This window comes from Paenibacillus praedii, assembly GCF_049725345.1.
In the GTDB taxonomy this organism is placed as follows: Bacteria; Bacillota; Bacilli; order Paenibacillales; family Paenibacillaceae; genus Pristimantibacillus.
This window is the reverse complement of record NZ_JBMWAM010000002.1, coordinates 53,532-69,255: the sequence shown is the minus strand read 5'-3', so window position 1 is coordinate 69,255 and position 15,724 is coordinate 53,532. Positions and strand designations below refer to the sequence as shown.

The 15,724-nt window shown below is 50.2% G+C and carries 12 protein-coding genes; 9 read left to right on the top strand and 3 right to left on the bottom strand.

Annotated elements, in window-relative coordinates; translation table 11 throughout:
* Positions 1–292 precede the first annotated feature (292 nt).
* Both ACO9K6_RS02800 and ACO9K6_RS02795 read right to left on the bottom strand, forming a co-directional pair.
* Positions 293–1,483 (bottom strand): pyridoxal phosphate-dependent aminotransferase, encoded by a 1,191-nt coding sequence (locus ACO9K6_RS02800; RefSeq protein WP_424766017.1) that lies wholly within the window; start codon positions 1,481–1,483, stop codon positions 293–295.
* A gap of 83 nt (positions 1,484–1,566) precedes the next feature.
* On the bottom strand, positions 1,567–2,028 hold the full coding sequence (locus ACO9K6_RS02795; RefSeq protein ID WP_424766016.1) for a hypothetical protein: 462 nt from the start codon (positions 2,026–2,028) through the stop codon (positions 1,567–1,569).
* A gap of 121 nt (positions 2,029–2,149) precedes the next feature.
* Here ACO9K6_RS02795 and ACO9K6_RS02790 point away from each other — a divergent pair, with 121 nt between their 5' ends.
* Complete coding sequence (locus ACO9K6_RS02790; RefSeq protein ID WP_424766015.1) at positions 2,150–2,950, top strand: carbon-nitrogen family hydrolase; 801 nt, start codon at positions 2,150–2,152, stop codon at positions 2,948–2,950.
* On the opposite strand, the gene ACO9K6_RS02785 is transcribed toward ACO9K6_RS02790, so the two are convergent.
* The gene (locus ACO9K6_RS02785) at positions 2,951–3,844 is read right to left on the bottom strand and encodes a LysR family transcriptional regulator (RefSeq protein ID WP_424766014.1); all 894 of its coding nucleotides are present in this window, start codon (positions 3,842–3,844) and stop codon (positions 2,951–2,953) included.
* A 163-nt stretch (positions 3,845–4,007) separates the two neighbouring features.
* Here ACO9K6_RS02785 and leuC point away from each other — a divergent pair, with 163 nt between their 5' ends.
* The 8 genes from leuC to ACO9K6_RS02745 all read left to right on the top strand — a co-directional run bounded on the left by leuC (position 4,008) and on the right by ACO9K6_RS02745 (position 15,658).
* Positions 4,008–5,423 carry a 3-isopropylmalate dehydratase large subunit gene (gene leuC / locus ACO9K6_RS02780; protein WP_424766013.1) on the top strand — a complete coding sequence of 472 codons (1,416 nt, stop codon included), beginning with the start codon at positions 4,008–4,010 and terminating at the stop codon, positions 5,421–5,423.
* A 28-nt stretch (positions 5,424–5,451) separates the two neighbouring features.
* Entirely contained in the window at positions 5,452–6,051 is a 600-nt protein-coding gene (gene leuD, locus ACO9K6_RS02775) for a 3-isopropylmalate dehydratase small subunit (protein ID WP_424766012.1), read from the top strand.
* Positions 6,052–6,208: 157 nt separating this feature from the next.
* Positions 6,209–7,636, top strand: coding sequence for an N-acetylmuramoyl-L-alanine amidase (locus tag ACO9K6_RS02770; protein ID WP_424766011.1), 1,428 nt, complete (start codon positions 6,209–6,211; stop codon positions 7,634–7,636).
* Positions 7,637–7,655: 19 nt separating this feature from the next.
* Positions 7,656–8,216 carry a GerMN domain-containing protein gene (locus ACO9K6_RS02765; protein ID WP_424766010.1) on the top strand — a complete coding sequence of 187 codons (561 nt, stop codon included), beginning with the start codon at positions 7,656–7,658 and terminating at the stop codon, positions 8,214–8,216.
* 77 nt (positions 8,217–8,293) lie between these two features.
* On the top strand, positions 8,294–10,777 hold the full coding sequence (locus ACO9K6_RS02760) for an S-layer homology domain-containing protein (RefSeq protein WP_424766009.1): 2,484 nt from the start codon (positions 8,294–8,296) through the stop codon (positions 10,775–10,777).
* A gap of 161 nt (positions 10,778–10,938) precedes the next feature.
* Complete coding sequence (gene nth, locus ACO9K6_RS02755; RefSeq protein WP_424766008.1) at positions 10,939–11,634, top strand: endonuclease III; 696 nt, start codon at positions 10,939–10,941, stop codon at positions 11,632–11,634.
* 5 nt (positions 11,635–11,639) lie between these two features.
* Positions 11,640–11,912 (top strand): NAD/NADP transhydrogenase alpha subunit, encoded by a 273-nt coding sequence (locus ACO9K6_RS02750; RefSeq protein ID WP_424766007.1) that lies wholly within the window; start codon positions 11,640–11,642, stop codon positions 11,910–11,912.
* Positions 11,913–11,923: 11 nt separating this feature from the next.
* Entirely contained in the window at positions 11,924–15,658 is a 3,735-nt protein-coding gene (locus ACO9K6_RS02745; RefSeq protein ID WP_424766006.1) for a dynamin family protein, read from the top strand.
* Positions 15,659–15,724 lie beyond the last annotated feature (66 nt).

Genomic DNA, 15,724 nt, shown 5'->3' with positions numbered 1-15,724 from the left:
CGTCCATAAAGGACGAAAGTCTATACTTCCGCGGTACCACCTTTGTTGATGATCATCACGAAGACAATCATCCAGCTTAAGCCTATAACAGAAGGCACTGTCCGGCTCATCGCCGGCCGCTCGGAGGTAGGTTCAGCAAGCGGCCTTCGGTAAATTCTTACAGCCCATGGAATTTACTCTCTGATCGCGACCTGTCATGCTTACTAGTCCCGTCATCACGTTTCATGTTCATTTCCTATAAGCATATCATGATCCCAAATCTGTGTAAAGCAAGGCGGACATCTTGACCGCTTTAAAATAGATTCAGCTTGCCGATGCGCTCTACAGCTTCCTGAAGACGCGCTTCAGTCGTTAATAGACCGAGGCGGACAAAGCCTTCGCCATGTGTGCCGAAGCCTACCCCTGGAGCAACGACTACGTCTGCTTCCTGGAGCAGCAAATCAGCAAACGATTCAGAGGTATAGCCCGGCGCTACAGGCAGCCAGCAGAAGAAGGAGCCTCCGGGTCTCGCCGCTTTCCATCCGATCCGATCAAGCGCGCTGAACAATGCTTCACGTCTGCTCTCGTACATCGCATTCAGATCAGCGACACATTGCTGAGGCCCAGTTAAGGCTAAAGCCGCAGCTTCTTGAATGCCGCCGAACAGGCTGCAGTAATAATGATCCTGTATGAGATTGATAAGCTTCACGATCTGAGCATTGCCTATCGCAAAGCCGACGCGCCAGCCAGCCATATTATAGGTTTTGGAAAGGGTATAAAATTCAACGCCGACCTCCTTCGCGCCGGGCGTTTGAAGGAAGCTTATCGGCTTGCTTCCTTCAAACCCAATCGCGCCGTATGCGAAGTCGCTTGCTACAACAATACCGTGCTTTTCGGCAAATGCAACCGTCTCCGCATAAAATTCCGCATTCGCGACAGCGCCTGTAGGGTTGTTCGGATAGTTCATGAACATAAGCTTTGCGCGCTCGGCTATCTCAGGCGGAATGGCACCGTATTCCGGCAGGTAGCTGTTCTGCTCCGTTAACGGCATGAACGACATTTCCGCTCCGGCTAACGCCACACCTGACCAATAATCAGGGTAGCCTGGGTCAGGGACAAGGCAGATATCGCCGGGATTTAGCAAGCATTGGCTGATCTCAACGAGACCGGTTTTTCCGCCAAATAAAATAGCCACCTCTGTTGAAGGGTCTACATCTACGTCGTAATCTTCCTTATACCGCTTTGCTGCAGCCTCCTTAAGAAAGGCGTAGCCGCTGAAAGGAGGATATTTGTGATACAACGGATTAGCTGCAGCCTCCTGCAGCTTAGCAACAATATGGGGAGGGGTCGGCTGGTCCGGATTGCCTTGTCCCAAATTGATAACATCGCGACCCTTAGCTGCTTGCGCATTCGCTTTGGCTACGAGCTTGGCAAAAAATTGCGTCGGAAGTCCATTCATCCGATCCGCGGGTTGAATCGGGTGTTGACCGATTTGTGTTTCCATTTCTTCACGCTCCACATGACAATATCGCTATTTAGACAATAGCTTTAATGTAGCATGAATAAGTGTATAAGAGAAGCGACATCTCAGGAAGCGGGCAATCCTACCTTTTGCAGAAATGGCGTGATATCGGTTTTGAACAAAAATATAAATGGTTTCCGCTTCTCATCAAAAACGAGTAGCAGGGGCGGCTTCTCCTTGCAATAAAATAGGAACACATCGTCTGTCGTCACGGATATGTCATTTGCCTTCAACGTAACCGGCTTCTGAAGCGGAACTCTGAAGACGAAGCTGCAGCTTGGATCAGTTGTGATCTGAGGCGCTAGTCCCGTAATCGAATTTGTCCATGAAGTGGCAAAGGTTTGAAATTCCTTATCATTCGGGATCGTTTTCAAAACTTTTCCAGCAGCGACATCAAATACTTGAACAGGCTTTAGCCCCGTTTCTGAAACGGGCCTATTCATATTAGGATGGGCGGCGGCAGCTTGCGTATAAAGAAATAGCGAGCAGCAAGCTATAAGCAGAGAAATTAATTTTTTCGGAAGCATAACAGACATTCTCCTTTTTTATCGTATAGTGGTAAAGGCATCAATGTTAAGCTTCCCATCTTGACACAGAACCATGAGACGGTATCATTAGAAAAAAAGCTAATGCAGAAGGAGCGGAAATATGAGTAAAAAATTGCGGCTGGCTCTGCTGCAAATGCATATAGAGGCAGGAAATCCGGAGGCGAACTACACAAAGCTGGCTTCGATGCTGGAGGAAGCGGTAGGAGGAGCGCAAAAGCCGGATGTCATCATGTTCCCGGAAATGTGGAATACCGGCTATGCGTTAACGGAAATTCAGTCGATTGCTGATAAGGAAGGCGATCGTACTAAAACATTCCTGTCTGCTTTCAGCAAGAAGCATAAGGTTCATATTATTGGCGGATCGATCGCGGAGCTAAAGGAAGACAAGGTTCTTAATACGATTTATGCCTTTGATCGTGAAGGGAATGTAGCTGCCGATTACTCGAAGATTCACCTCTTCCGCTTAATGGACGAAGAGAAATATTTGGCGGCTGGCAATAAGCTTGGCAAGCTGGAAATGGAAGGAGAGCAAGCAGGAATGATGATCTGCTATGACATTCGCTTTCCAGAGCTGGCTCGAAGGCTGGCGCTGGAGGGGGCCAAGCTTCTGTTCGTGCCAGCAGAGTGGCCGAATCCGCGTCTGCATCACTGGAAAACCTTGCTCACGGCCCGCGCAATTGAAAACCAAATGTTTGTCATTGCCTGCAATCGCATGGGCGAGAGCGGTGAAACGAGCTTTTTCGGACATTCCATCGTGCTTGACCCTTGGGGAGAGATTATAGCCGAAGCGGGTGAAGAGGAAATGATTCTATACGCCGATATCGACTTATCGCTTGTCGATACGGTTCGTTCAAAAATTCCAGTGTTTGAGGATCGCAGACCAGCAATCTATCAAGCGTAATCAATGATAACTGCTTATGGTGCTGTTTAAGGTTCGAATGAAGGCGTCTGCTGCCTTGGAGAGATAACGCCCCTTGCGGCTCGCAATGACCAGCATCCGGGTAGGCTTTGAATTTAATGCTAAATAAGCTGGAGCAAAATCAGCGCCTTTGGCTCGCGTCAGCATTTGCGGGACAAAGGCGATTCCCATGCCTCCGGCAACTAGCGATTGAATAGTCTCCATATTGCTGCTTTCGAACACGATTCTAGGCGTGAAGCCAGCCTCCTCACACAGCTCTACTGTTATTTGACGGAAGCCTTGACCGCGCTTGAGACCGATGAACGGCTCCTCCTTGAGATCGGCGATATCGATTGATCCCTCGCGTCCTGCAAGCGGATGCTGCGGAGGAACGGCCAGGCAAATTTCTTCCTCTAATAAAGGCTCCCAAGCAAGCGAGCTGTCGATAAGCGGGAGAGAGAGGAGGCTTAAATCTGTACCTCCGCTAGCGGTAAGCTGCTCGAGCTTGGCCGTCGTATCCTCAACAAGCACGACTTCGATTTGCGGGAACTTCTCACCGAACACGGGCAGCACTAGCGGTAAAATATGCGAGCCGGTTATCGGAAGCGTGCCAACGACTAGACGACCGCGCCTCATTTGGGCCATGTCATCCATTTCCTGCTTCAACTGCTCCACTGCGTCAAGGATGGCTTGTGATTTGTTTACGAACACTTGACCGGCCTGCGTGAGCTCGACGGAATTTGTTGTACGCCTAAATAGCAGTACACCAATTTCTTGCTCCAGCTTGGATAGCTGCTGGCTTAGAGAGGGCTGTGCGATATGCAGCTTCTCCGCGGCGCGGGAAAAGTTTTTTTCCAAGGCGATCTGGATGACATAATTCAATTGCCTAAGTTCCATAGCGATAAGCTCCTTTATTGGCAACAAAAGTTTTAAAGCTTTCATTATAGTTATTACCTATAGTCGTTATAGATATTATATCTTGGATCAATGAAGAAAGAAATGCTATAGTAGGTTCAGTTAAGAAATGCAGAAGATTTCATGAAATGATGAGGTGAGCATAATGACGAAAAAGACAATGTTTGAGAAGATTTGGGATAATCACGTCATTCATCAAGAAGAAGGAAAGCCGAGCGTTATCTATATCGATCTTCAGCTCGTGCACGAGGTTACTTCGCCTCAAGCGTTCGAAGGATTGCGCCTATCCGGCCGCAAGGTTCGTCGTCCGGACCTGACGTTCGCAACGATGGATCACAACGTTCCGACGAAGGACCGTTTTAACATTACAGATCCGATCTCGAAGCAGCAGATCGATACATTAACGCAAAACTGTAAAGACTTCGGCGTAACGCTGTTTGATCTTGACAGCATCGACCAAGGTGTCGTTCACGTCATGGGACCAGAGCTTGGTCTTACGGCTCCGGGCAAAACGATCGTTTGCGGCGACAGCCACACGTCAACGCACGGCGCTTTCGGCGCATTGGCATTCGGTATCGGCACAAGCGAGGTTGAGCATGTTCTTGCTACGCAATGCTTGCAGCAGTCGAAAGCCAAAACAATGGAAGTCCGTTTTAATGGAAAGCGCAAGCCAGGCGTAACCGCAAAGGACTTGATCCTGGGCGTTATCGCGCAATATGGTACGGATTTCGCTACCGGCTATGTTATTGAATATACAGGTGATGCGATAACCAGTCTGACCATGGAAGAGCGTATGACCGTATGTAATATGTCGATAGAAGCGGGTGCGCGTGCAGGTCTGATTGCGCCGGATGAAACAACATTCAACTACCTTCGCGGTCGTCAATATGCGCCTGCAAACTACGACGAGGCTGTTGAAGCTTGGAAGCAGTTGACTACTGACGAAGGAGCGCAATACGATACGGTCGTTCATTTCGATGTAGATGCGCTTATCCCGCAAGTAACCTGGGGTACTAGCCCTGGTATGGGTACGAACATTACGGCATCCGTTCCATTCCCTGCGGATCTTCCGACAGAGAACGAGCGTAAAGCAGCGGAAGCAGCTCTTGACTATATGGATTTGAAGCCAGGTACGCCGATGACCGAAATCGCTATCGACTATGTATTTATCGGTTCTTGCACAAACGGCCGAATCGAAGATTTGCGCGCAGCCGCTGAAATTGCAAGAGGCTACAAAGTAAGCGACAGAGTTACAGCGATTGTCGTTCCGGGCTCGGGACGCGTTAAAATTCAAGCTGAGCAGGAAGGTCTCGACAAAATCTTCACAGAAGCAGGCTTCGAATGGCGCGATGCAGGCTGCTCGATGTGCCTTGCAATGAACCCGGACGTATTGAAGCCAGGCGAGCGCTGCGCATCAACCTCCAACCGTAACTTTGAAGGCCGTCAAGGCCGCGGCGGACGTACGCATCTTGTATCGCCTGCTATGGCTGCTGCCGCAGCGGTAAAAGGTCATTTCACAGATGTACGCGATTGGGAAATCAAAACCGAAGTGTTGAACTAATTGAACGCGAGAGAGGGGTATTAAAGATATGGACTCATTTAAACAGCTTACTGGCATCGTCGCCCCGGTCGACAGAGTCAATGTCGACACTGACGCGATTATTCCTAAGCAATTTTTGAAACGCATCGAGCGCAGCGGCTTCGGTCAATTTCTATTTTTCGAATGGCGCTTCCACGAAAACGGCGAAGTAAACGCTGATTTCGAGCCGAATAAACCGCGTTACGAAGGAGCTTCTGTTCTGATCTCCCGCGCGAACTTTGGCTGCGGCTCCTCGCGTGAGCATGCGCCTTGGGCAATTCTTGATTATGGCTATAAAGTAATCATTGCTCCGTCTTATGCGGACATTTTCTACAACAACTGCTTCAAGAACGGCATTTTGCCAATCAAGCTGAGTGAAGAGCAGGTCGAAGAGCTTTTCCAGCGCACAGCTAAGCATGAAGGCTACAAGCTGACGGTAGATTTGGAGAACAAACAGCTAAGTGACGAGCATGGTCTTACAATTTCATTTGATCTTGATGAGCACCGTCGTCAATTTTTGCTGCAAGGTCTTGATGATATCGGTTTGACCCTTCAGCATGAGGACAAAATCACTGCATATGAACAAAAACATGCTGCCCGCCTTGCATAATTAAACAAACAGAAGAGGACAAAACGATTGCAAAAGTCGTCTTGTCCTCTTTTTTCCTTTATACGCAACTTTTTCTGACAAGCTGCGTCTATATTTGCGTCTGTAATAGTCGAATGCACTCATTCGATGCGGGCAATTTCAGTCATCGAGGTGGGAAATGAAGAAATTTGTATCCATGTTGTTGTTTATGTCGGTTTTTTTCACGATGTTCGCCGCAGTAGGACAAGCTGCAGCGGTCGTCCCAAAGCTTTATTTGAATGGCCAGGTGTTGAAATCTGACATCGATCCGCAGATCGTGAATAATTTTACGGTTGTTCCTGTGCGGACGATATCCGAAGGGCTAGGCTATCAGATTACTTGGGACAACACGACCAAGACAGCGACGGTCCAGCATGGCGTCAATGTCATTAAGCTGAAGCTAAATGATCAAACCGCGCTAGTTAATGATCAGCCTGTTCAAATGGATACGCAAGCATCGATTGTGAAAGGGATTACGCTCATTCCGCTGCGCTTCATCGGCGAACAGTTCGGCTTGTATGTGGAGTATAAACAGGCCGAGAAAGAAGTACATATGTCGGCAAAGCCGACAGAACCCGAACAGCCGCCTGTATCCGTTGAACCGACAGGGAAAATTACCCAAGTTACGTTCGATGGGACTAGCAGATTGAAAATCAGCTATGAGGGTTATATGAAGCCCAACAAGCCGCTTATTTTGGACAATCCAAAACGGATCGTATTTGATTTTCCGAATGCGGGCTACTCCGATGATTTGTCCTCGCTGTTTTTGGGAGGAGAAGTCAAAAATGTATTGTTTGAAAACACCTGGCTGCAAAGCTTCAGGTACTCGCAATTCTCATCTGCTCCATTAACGGCACGTTTAGTGCTGGACGTGAATAAGGATACCGGCGTGGTCGTGACGGAAAATGCTTTTGAAATCCAATTCGATTTTATGCCTCAGGCTGATGTTCCGGTTGATCCTAATTTACCAGTTGATCCGCCAGTTGTTGTTGATCCGCCGGTTGTTATTCCGGAAGTTCCTGCTGGCGATGGCATTTACGATGTTGTAATCGATCCCGGCCATGGCGGAACAGACCCGGGCGCGAAGAGTGTCCTGAACAGATGGGAAAAGGAGTTTAATTTAAGCCTTGCTCTAAAAATGAAGAATCTGCTAGACAAAGAGTCAAAAATTAGAGTTCATCTTACGAGAACGGGCGACACCTATCCGTCCCTAGTGGATCGGGTTAAGTTTGCCGAAAGTCTGAAGGCGGACATGTTCATTTCTATTCATGCCAATAGCGCTGCGAGCACGGTCAGCGGGACAGAAACCTATTATTACCATGAAAACAGCAAGACATTGGCCGCAGTGATTCACAAGCGGCTCGTTGCCGGAACCGGTATTAAGGATCGTGGAGTGAAGAAAGTAGGTTACAAGGTTATTAAAGATACGACCATGCCTGCAATTTTATTAGAAGCCGGCTTTCTGTCAAACGCTTCGGATTCCAAAATCCTTTATGACGATGCTGCTCAAAACCGGATCGCTGCAGAGCTCACAGCCGGCATCAAGGAATATTTTAAAGTAAAATAAGAGGCAGGTGTTTAGTGTTATGAGAAGAATCAAAGCACGAAGGCTGCTTGCCGTTATGCTATTATCAGCGGCGCTTGCAGGCTGCGGTGCGCAGGATAAACCGGTAAATCAACCAGGCAGCGCTGTGCAGACGCCGGCGACAACGAGTACACCGTCACCGTCTTCCTCACCGGAGCCTACACCGGAAATTTTCAAGCGTGATGCAATCATTTATTTTTCCGACAATGAGTTAAATGAAATAGTAGAGAAACCTGTGACGCTGTCGTACGAGACAGAGGCTGAATTAGTCGAAGCGGCAGTTTTGGCCCTGCAGGAGGACGGCTTCGATGAGGCGATGTCCCTTTGGAAACCGATCGAAATCAAGTCTATTGAGCTGGAAGCTGACCTTGTCAGACTGAACGTTCACCTGCCTGATGAAGCTCGATTAGGAGCTCCTGGGGAACTGATGCTTATTAAAACATTACAGCAAACGTTGTTCCAATTTGATTTTGTGAATAAGATTGAGCTGCTTGTTGATGGAGAAGCAATTGAAAGCATGATGGGTCATGTTGAATTGGAGCACCCTTTCACGAGGGAATAAATCATATGATGGGAATGGTCTTAGCAGGCTTGTATTGTGCTAAGGCCATTCTAAACATTTAGGAGGATTACCGGACGATGCCATTACATTTTGCAGGAAAAAAAATCGTAATTGGAGCCATTGCTTTATCACTTGTTGCGGGAAGCGGAATGACGGTACCGACACATGTGCTTGCTGCGACGACGGCGATGTCTACACCATTTACCGATATTAGCCGCGGGCATTGGGCGGAGAAGCATGTTGCGAAGCTTGCTTTGCAAGGTATTATCACAGGCTATACGGCGGGAAATACATTTGTATTTAGACCGAGCGCGAATGTTTCTCAAGAAGAGGCGATTCTCATGGCACTTCGTTTCGCTGGGCTCTACAATCAGGTTAACCCCGATGTAATCGCCGCTTTTCCCGCTTCTTTTAAAGTAAGTAATTTTTTCAAGCCTTATGTACAATATGCATTATCCTCAGGACTGCTGGATGAGGAGGAGGAATATGCGCTTGCCGATAAGGCGGCGGATAAAAACTGGGGTACCCGTCCAGCCTCGCGGGAATGGGTCACGAAGCTGATGATTCGCGCAATTAATAAGGATGCCGAAGCGGTGCGATTGAAGTCTGCAGCCTCTGCTTTTTCTGATGACGCTCAAATTGACGCAAAGTATAGAGGATATGTGAATGCGGCAACACAGCTGGAGCTTGTCAAAGGAGTGACGCCAGTAAAGTTCGATCCTAAAGCGAATGTTACAAGAGCAAGTCTTGCTACGTTGTTTAGCCGTGCACAAAAGCAGTTCCCGGTTGAATACGAAGGACAAACGAGCGGGATTGTATCGAAGCTAACGGATACGTCCTTGACACTCTACCATGATAAAAAGGAAACTACATATACACTTGGTACAGATACACTCTATTATCACTATAATACAGAAACGCTAATTACACGTGAACAGCTGCTGGAATATGGCGATGTCACGGTGATCTCGAAGGATGGCAAGGCGCTTTACATTGAAGTGATGGGCGAGAAGCAGCATATTAAAACAGTAAGCGGCACAATGGATCGTGTCATTGCGGTTGATAAGAAAATGTATGTATGGATGAACGATGCGCCTGTAGAAATCTTTTACAGTGATTCCCTTGTTGTGGAGGACAATGAAGGGAAGCCTGCAACGTTAAATGAGATTAAGCGCGACAGCCAAATCAGCATCATTCAGGATACTTTCCGTGAAACGCCAATAGCCTTGAAGATAGTTACAGCACCACAATCTTCAGCTACGCAGGCGAGGGGAATGTTTGTAGGTTCGGATGGCAGGCTTATTACGATAAAAGAAAACTCGACTTTAGTCACTAAATTTTTAGCGGATTCCGCGACTGTTGAAATCGCTGGTATGAACGGTGCGACGACTGCAGACCTGCTTAAGGAAGCTGATGAGGTTGAGCTAACGTTGAATGCGAATGATGAAGTGATCAAGGTTAAAGTAGTTAATCGCAATGTTACGCAGGTTGTGGGGGCTCAGATCGCAAGCTTCGTTTATGACAAAAAACTGCTGACCATCGTTGATGCGAATGGCGTAAACGCAAAGGCCTTATATATTACGGATCAAACTAAAATCGAGTACAGCGGCAATCTGATTTCGCTCGCATCCGCAAATAGTCTATTGACGCAAAATCGTAAAATCGTTATCTCGTATACCGGAAGTTCGATTGTATCCATACAATTCGTAACAAAATATGTTGGGTCGCTCGTTTCAATGAATTCATCTGCGAATTTGATGACCGTCCGGCTCGATAATGGAACGAATGTGTCCGTACCATATAATAGTGCATACGTTGAGATTGCAGGGGCAACCAGCTCTTCCTTCAGTGATTTGAAAGTAGGGGATATGCTTACGCTGGAGCTGAATAACAATCAAGACCGGGTTGCGACAATTAAAGTTCACGGCAGCGCACAATATGAGGTGGTCTCCATCGATGCGCTTGGGAAGAAGCTGCGCGTCAAAAATGAGACTACCCCATTGTTCGACTTATCGGTAGTAAGCACGGAGCTGCTTAACGAGGCTGGGGCAGCGCTAACCATTGATCAAATCAAGCCTGGTCAAATGATCAACGCTTCCTATTTAGGCAGACAAGCCATGACCGTCAAAACGGTAAACGTCACCTACGGAAGAGTTCAAACCGTATCGGCAAACAGTGTGACGATCGTGAATATGACCGGTCAGCCTATCATCTATAATAATGTTGGCGGCTTCCTCGTAATAGAAGGCGCTGTCCAAGGCTCAGAAACGAGTATGCTGACCGCGGGCGATTATGTAGAGGTGCTAAAGTCGGACACGAACAAAACTCAGTTCACAGTAGCTGTTGGTGAGAACCGTGTATTTACAAGCTATAGCGCCTCAGCTGGCCAGGTGTGGACAGAGAAGGTAACGAGCAACGATAACCGTAATTATTTCAACGTGACGAGCAGCACAAAATATTATCAGGACGGGAATGCAGCGGTTGTAACGGATTTCAAACCAGGCGACAGCATCACCGTCTATGGTTTCAGAAACAATGCGCTGGCAATCGTCAAATCGTAAATTTACAGTCATTCAGAGGCATTTTAGCCCAAGATATTTATATTTTGTGAAAAAACTGCCCTTTGAGGCAGTTTTTTTATTGAATTTGGTTGTTTTCAGTTGCTAACCGTGTCAAATTTCGCTACACTTTGAACGATAGTGTTTGATTAGGGGAGAGGACGATGAGCGCGAAGCAGAAAATGCGTCATGTGCTGGATATTATAGCGGAAATGTTTCCGGATGCGCATTGTGAGCTGAATCACAGCAATCCGTTCGAACTGACGATCGCGGTGCTGCTTTCAGCGCAGTGCACAGATGAGACGGTGAATAAGGTAACGGCGTCTTTGTTTCAAAAATATAAGCGTCCGGAGCATTATTTGAGCGTTCCGCTTGAAGAGCTGGAGCAAGATATACGCCGCATCGGTTTGTTTCGCAGCAAAGCTTCCAATATTCAGAAGCTATGCCGCATAATCATTGATAGATATGATGGGGAAGTGCCTGCAAGCCATGAGGGACTGACAGAGCTGCCGGGAGTTGGCCGCAAAACAGCGAATGTCGTCATGTCAAACGCATTTGGTGTGCCGGCCATCGCAGTCGATACACATGTGGATCGTGTCTCGAAGCGTCTCGGCTTCGCGAAGCCGGAGGATTCTGTGCTTGAGGTCGAGAAGAAGCTGATGAAGCTCGTTCCGCGCGAGGAGTGGACGTTAACGCACCACAGACTCATCTTTTTTGGCCGCTATCATTGCAAGGCACAAAGCCCGCAGTGTCTTGTTTGTCCGCTGCTGGATGTATGCAAGGAAGGCAAGCAACGTATGAAGCCAGGCATAAAAACGAAAAATAAGACGATAAAACCGAAAATAGCGAGTGAAGGATGATGAAGATGAAATGCATTTCCGTGTACACAAACAATTTTGAACTTTTTTCCGATATTTACGAGCAGGTGCTTGAATCGCCGCCGCAGGAGAATGAAGATATTCTCGTAGAAGGCATTACCGTCAGCGGCTCAGGAGATGTTCCTGATCAGTACATCGAGCGCATGCGTTCGAAGCCAGAGGTTGTCGTTATGAGAGAGAAAGAACGTAATATTATGATCTTGCAGCACGGCAACGTGTTTGAAATTTGCTTCCCGTCTGAAGAAGAGGAAGCTGTGTAAGGAGCAATCTGATGACAGAGGCAACGGTGCAAGGCATAGCGGGAGCTATATACGAAGCAGCCGGCGCAATGGCAGCTGCTGGAGATACAAGACATGCAAAGCAAGCACAGGAGCTGGACAGTAAGCTGACCGATGGTCGGCTTACTGTCGCTTTCTGTGGACATTTTTCGGCTGGGAAATCGACGTTGATCAATCGGCTGTGCGGCTCGAAGCTGCTTCCCTCCAGTCCAATCCCGACAAGCGCCAATGTGGTCTCGATTCGCGGCGGTGACCGCGCCTATGCGGCTGTCGAGACAATTAAGGCGGGGATAACAGGAAAAGCAGAGGTGCCGATTGATGAGCTTGATCGGTATTGCGTAGACGGAGAGCAGTACACCTCAGTCTCCATTGTGTATCCAAGCGAGGTGCTGGGCGATCATACGGTGCTGCTCGATACGCCGGGTATTGACTCGACAGATGACGCGCACCGGATGGCAACGGAATCGGCGCTGCATTTGGCCGATGTTGTGTTTTATGTGATGGATTATAATCATGTGCAATCCGAAATCAATTTTGCGTTCGCGAAGCAGTTGAAGGACTGGGGGAAGCCCTTATACTTTATTGTCAATCAAATTGATAAACATCGCGAGCGCGAGCTTTCATTTGCGAGCTATCGCCAAAGTGTTGAAGAAGCGTTTCACGCATGGCATTTGGAGCCGGCGGGAATCGTTTATTTGTCGCTTCGCGAGCCGAGCCACCCGCACCAGGAATGGGAGAAGCTTCTGCTGCTGCTGGACCAGCTGCAGATGAAGCGCGAAGCGCTTTGCGCCTATAGCGTTGATGCGACACTAAGGCATTTGGTTGCGGAGCATCTGAAGTGGTCTGAGCAGCATGCGGAGGCTGAGCGTGAGCGATTGCTCGGAGAGGCTGGCGGAGAAGAAGCGGCAGCGCAGGTTAAGAACGAAATTGCTCGGCTAACCTCGCGCTTAATCGAGCTTGCGGACGATAATGAGGTCTATCGGGCTGAGCTGCGTAAGGAGCTCCAAACGATGCTGGATAATGCGAACATTACGCCTGCGGGCCTGCGCGATTTAGCGCAGACATTTCTGGAAAGCCGCAAGCCCGGCTTCAAGGCAGGCCTTCTCTTCGCTGCGTCAAAGACGGCTGCTGAGCAAGAGAAGCGGCTGCAGGCGTTCCGCGAGGAGCTGAACAGCCTGATCAGCGCTTCCATCGATTGGCATGTCAAGCAGCTGCTTCGAATGGCGGCGGATCGGATCGGTTATGATGCTGAGCGGCTTGAAGAGGCGCTGGCGAGTAAGCTTGGCTGGCTCCCGGAGCCGGAATGGCTCGTGGAGCGGGTGAAGGCTGGAGCCGTCATCGGGAATGAGTATACGATGACGTACAGCCGCGAGCTTGCCGCGGATGTGAAGGGGGTATATCGCCAGCGTGCGCTTGAGCTGATTGACGCGCTGGCGGATCATGCGGCGGCGGCGGGCAAAGCTGCCGCCGCTGTGGCACAGGCGCAGCTTGCGGCGTTACGCGCGCAGGCTGGCGCTATTGAGGCGCTGGCAGCGCTGGCGAAGCGCGCTGACGAGCATGCGGCCCGGCTGGCGGCACTGCTGCCGGAGCCATCGGCGAAGCCGGAATTGCCCGCGCCGAGCGAAGCTGGGGCGGAAGCGGCGCTTGAGGCGGAGCCGGGTGCAGCTGGCGACGGATCGGGCGCTGACGCAGCAGAGCAGTTCGCGGCTGCTGGCACGGACAGCTCAGCCAGCAGCCTTGCTGCGAGGGCTCCTGGCACGCAAGAAACAGGCGCTGGCTATGCTGGCGTACAGCAGCGAGCGGCTGCGGGCAGCCGCAGCGCCCTTGGCGGCGGAGCCGCACTCGCGCAGCAGCATAGCGCAGCTGAGCGCTTAACCAGCGCCGCCGAGCTGCTGGCGCCGCATGCGGCGCTGGCCGCGGCTGCGCAGGCGATGCGCGATAAGGCGAAGCGGCTGCAGAACAGCCGCTTCACCATCGCGTTGTTCGGCGCCTTCAGCGCCGGCAAATCATCGCTTGCGAACGCGCTGATCGGCGAGCCGCTGCTCCCGGTCTCGCCGAATCCGACGACTGCCGCGATTAATCGGCTCGTGCCCCCTACGACGGAGCACGGACATGGTACTGCGCGCATCGTCATGAAGACGCGCGCGGCCATCCTTGACGATGTGCGCTATTCGTTAGCGCTGCTTGGGGAGAACGCTGCAGAAGAGGCGCTTCCGGATGCCAAAGCCCTCATGCAGGCGATTGATCGTCTGTCCCCAGATTCCATCGGGGCCGGCGGCCGCCCGCACTACAGCTTCCTGCGCGCAGCGCGCGCAGGCTGGGCAGAGCATGAAGCGCTCCTAGGCCAGCACCTTTCAGTGGGGCAAGCTGACTACGAGCGTTATGTCGCGGAGGAATCCAAATCCTGCTTTGTCAGCGAGATCGAGCTGCACTATGACTGCGATTTAACTGCGCAGGGAATCGTGCTTGTCGATACGCCGGGTGCGGATTCTGTGAATGCAAGACATACGGGCGTTGCCTTTAACTATATCAAAAATGCGGACGCTGTTTTGTTCGTAACCTATTATAATCATGCCTTCTCCCAAGCCGATCGCCAGTTTCTGATGCAGCTTGGCCGGGTGAAGGATCAGTTCGAGCTCGACAAAATGTTTTTCCTTGTGAACGCTGCCGATTTGGCGGCCGATCAAGAGGAGCTGTCGGATGTGCTGAAGCATGTGGAAGCGAACCTGCTGCAGCATGCCATTCGGTCACCGCGTCTGTTCCCTGTGTCGAGTCTGCAGGCGCTCGACGGGAAGCTGGAAGGGGACGCTGAGCTGCTTGCGCAATCGGGCATTGAAGCGTTCGAGGAATCGTTCCTCTCGTTTGTACAGAACGATCTTGGCCGATTAGCCATCGATGCAGCAGAGCAGGATTTGCGGCGGGCGGCAGCTACGGTCTCCGGCTGGCTGAAGAGCGCAGAGGGTGATGCGCAGGCGCGTGAGGCAGAGCTTAATCAGCTTCAAATCGCTTTTGCGAGCGCGAAAGCGGACATTGCAGCGCTGCAAGCAGGCCACATGCCTGAGCAGCTCAAGCAGGAGCTGAGCGAGCTGCTTTATTATGTGGCGCAGCGGATACAGTACCGTTTCGGCGAATTTTACAACCTCGCCTTTAATCCGGCTTCACTGCAGGACGATGGCCGCGATTTGCGCAGAGCGCTATGGACGTCTTGGCTGGAGTTACAGCGGCTCGTTCAGCTTGAGCTTTCACAAGAGATGCTGGCGACGTCGCTGCGTATGGAGAGAGGCGTTCATTCCTCGCTGCATAAGCAGTACAAAAGCTATGCGGAGAGCTTTGAGCAGACTATTGCCGCTTATCAAGCAGTACCTTATGAGGTCGCCTCACTGCCGACACCGGAAGAGCCGACCGCTTGGGAGTCGACTGCTGTGGACGCGAAGCTGCTGTGGAGCCGATTTAAATCGCCGCGGCAATTTTTTGAAGGAGAGGGCAAAGCCTTGCTGCGCAAGGAGCTTGAAGCCTTGCTTGCACCTTCTCTGAACAGCTGGATAGCTGGGCAGACAGCGGACTGGACTATTTTGTACGAGGATATTTGGCGAACGGCTGCCGGTCATGCCGGCGATCGGCTGCTTGCTGATCTGCTGGCGTATGTAGAAGGTAAGCGAAGCTCGCTTGTAGGGGACGCCAATATGACGGAGCTTAAGCAGCTTTATGATCAATTGATTCATCTCTAATTGTTAATGGATACTGATCGTTTTATCGCATTTATAGCTCAATGCTTTTGCAGGTGCTTAATCACC

Coding starts and splice junctions, on each gene's coding strand:
- ACO9K6_RS02800 (WP_424766017.1), bottom strand. CDS start 1,483: ATGGAAACACAAATCGGTCAACACCCGATTCAACCCGCGGATCGGATG.
- ACO9K6_RS02795 (WP_424766016.1), bottom strand. CDS start 2,028: ATGCTTCCGAAAAAATTAATTTCTCTGCTTATAGCTTGCTGCTCGCTA.
- ACO9K6_RS02790 (WP_424766015.1), top strand. CDS start 2,150: ATGAGTAAAAAATTGCGGCTGGCTCTGCTGCAAATGCATATAGAGGCA.
- ACO9K6_RS02785 (WP_424766014.1), bottom strand. CDS start 3,844: ATGGAACTTAGGCAATTGAATTATGTCATCCAGATCGCCTTGGAAAAA.
- leuC (WP_424766013.1), top strand. CDS start 4,008: ATGACGAAAAAGACAATGTTTGAGAAGATTTGGGATAATCACGTCATT.
- leuD (WP_424766012.1), top strand. CDS start 5,452: ATGGACTCATTTAAACAGCTTACTGGCATCGTCGCCCCGGTCGACAGA.
- ACO9K6_RS02770 (WP_424766011.1), top strand. CDS start 6,209: ATGAAGAAATTTGTATCCATGTTGTTGTTTATGTCGGTTTTTTTCACG.
- ACO9K6_RS02765 (WP_424766010.1), top strand. CDS start 7,656: ATGAGAAGAATCAAAGCACGAAGGCTGCTTGCCGTTATGCTATTATCA.
- ACO9K6_RS02760 (WP_424766009.1), top strand. CDS start 8,294: ATGCCATTACATTTTGCAGGAAAAAAAATCGTAATTGGAGCCATTGCT.
- nth (WP_424766008.1), top strand. CDS start 10,939: ATGAGCGCGAAGCAGAAAATGCGTCATGTGCTGGATATTATAGCGGAA.
- ACO9K6_RS02750 (WP_424766007.1), top strand. CDS start 11,640: ATGAAATGCATTTCCGTGTACACAAACAATTTTGAACTTTTTTCCGAT.
- ACO9K6_RS02745 (WP_424766006.1), top strand. CDS start 11,924: ATGACAGAGGCAACGGTGCAAGGCATAGCGGGAGCTATATACGAAGCA.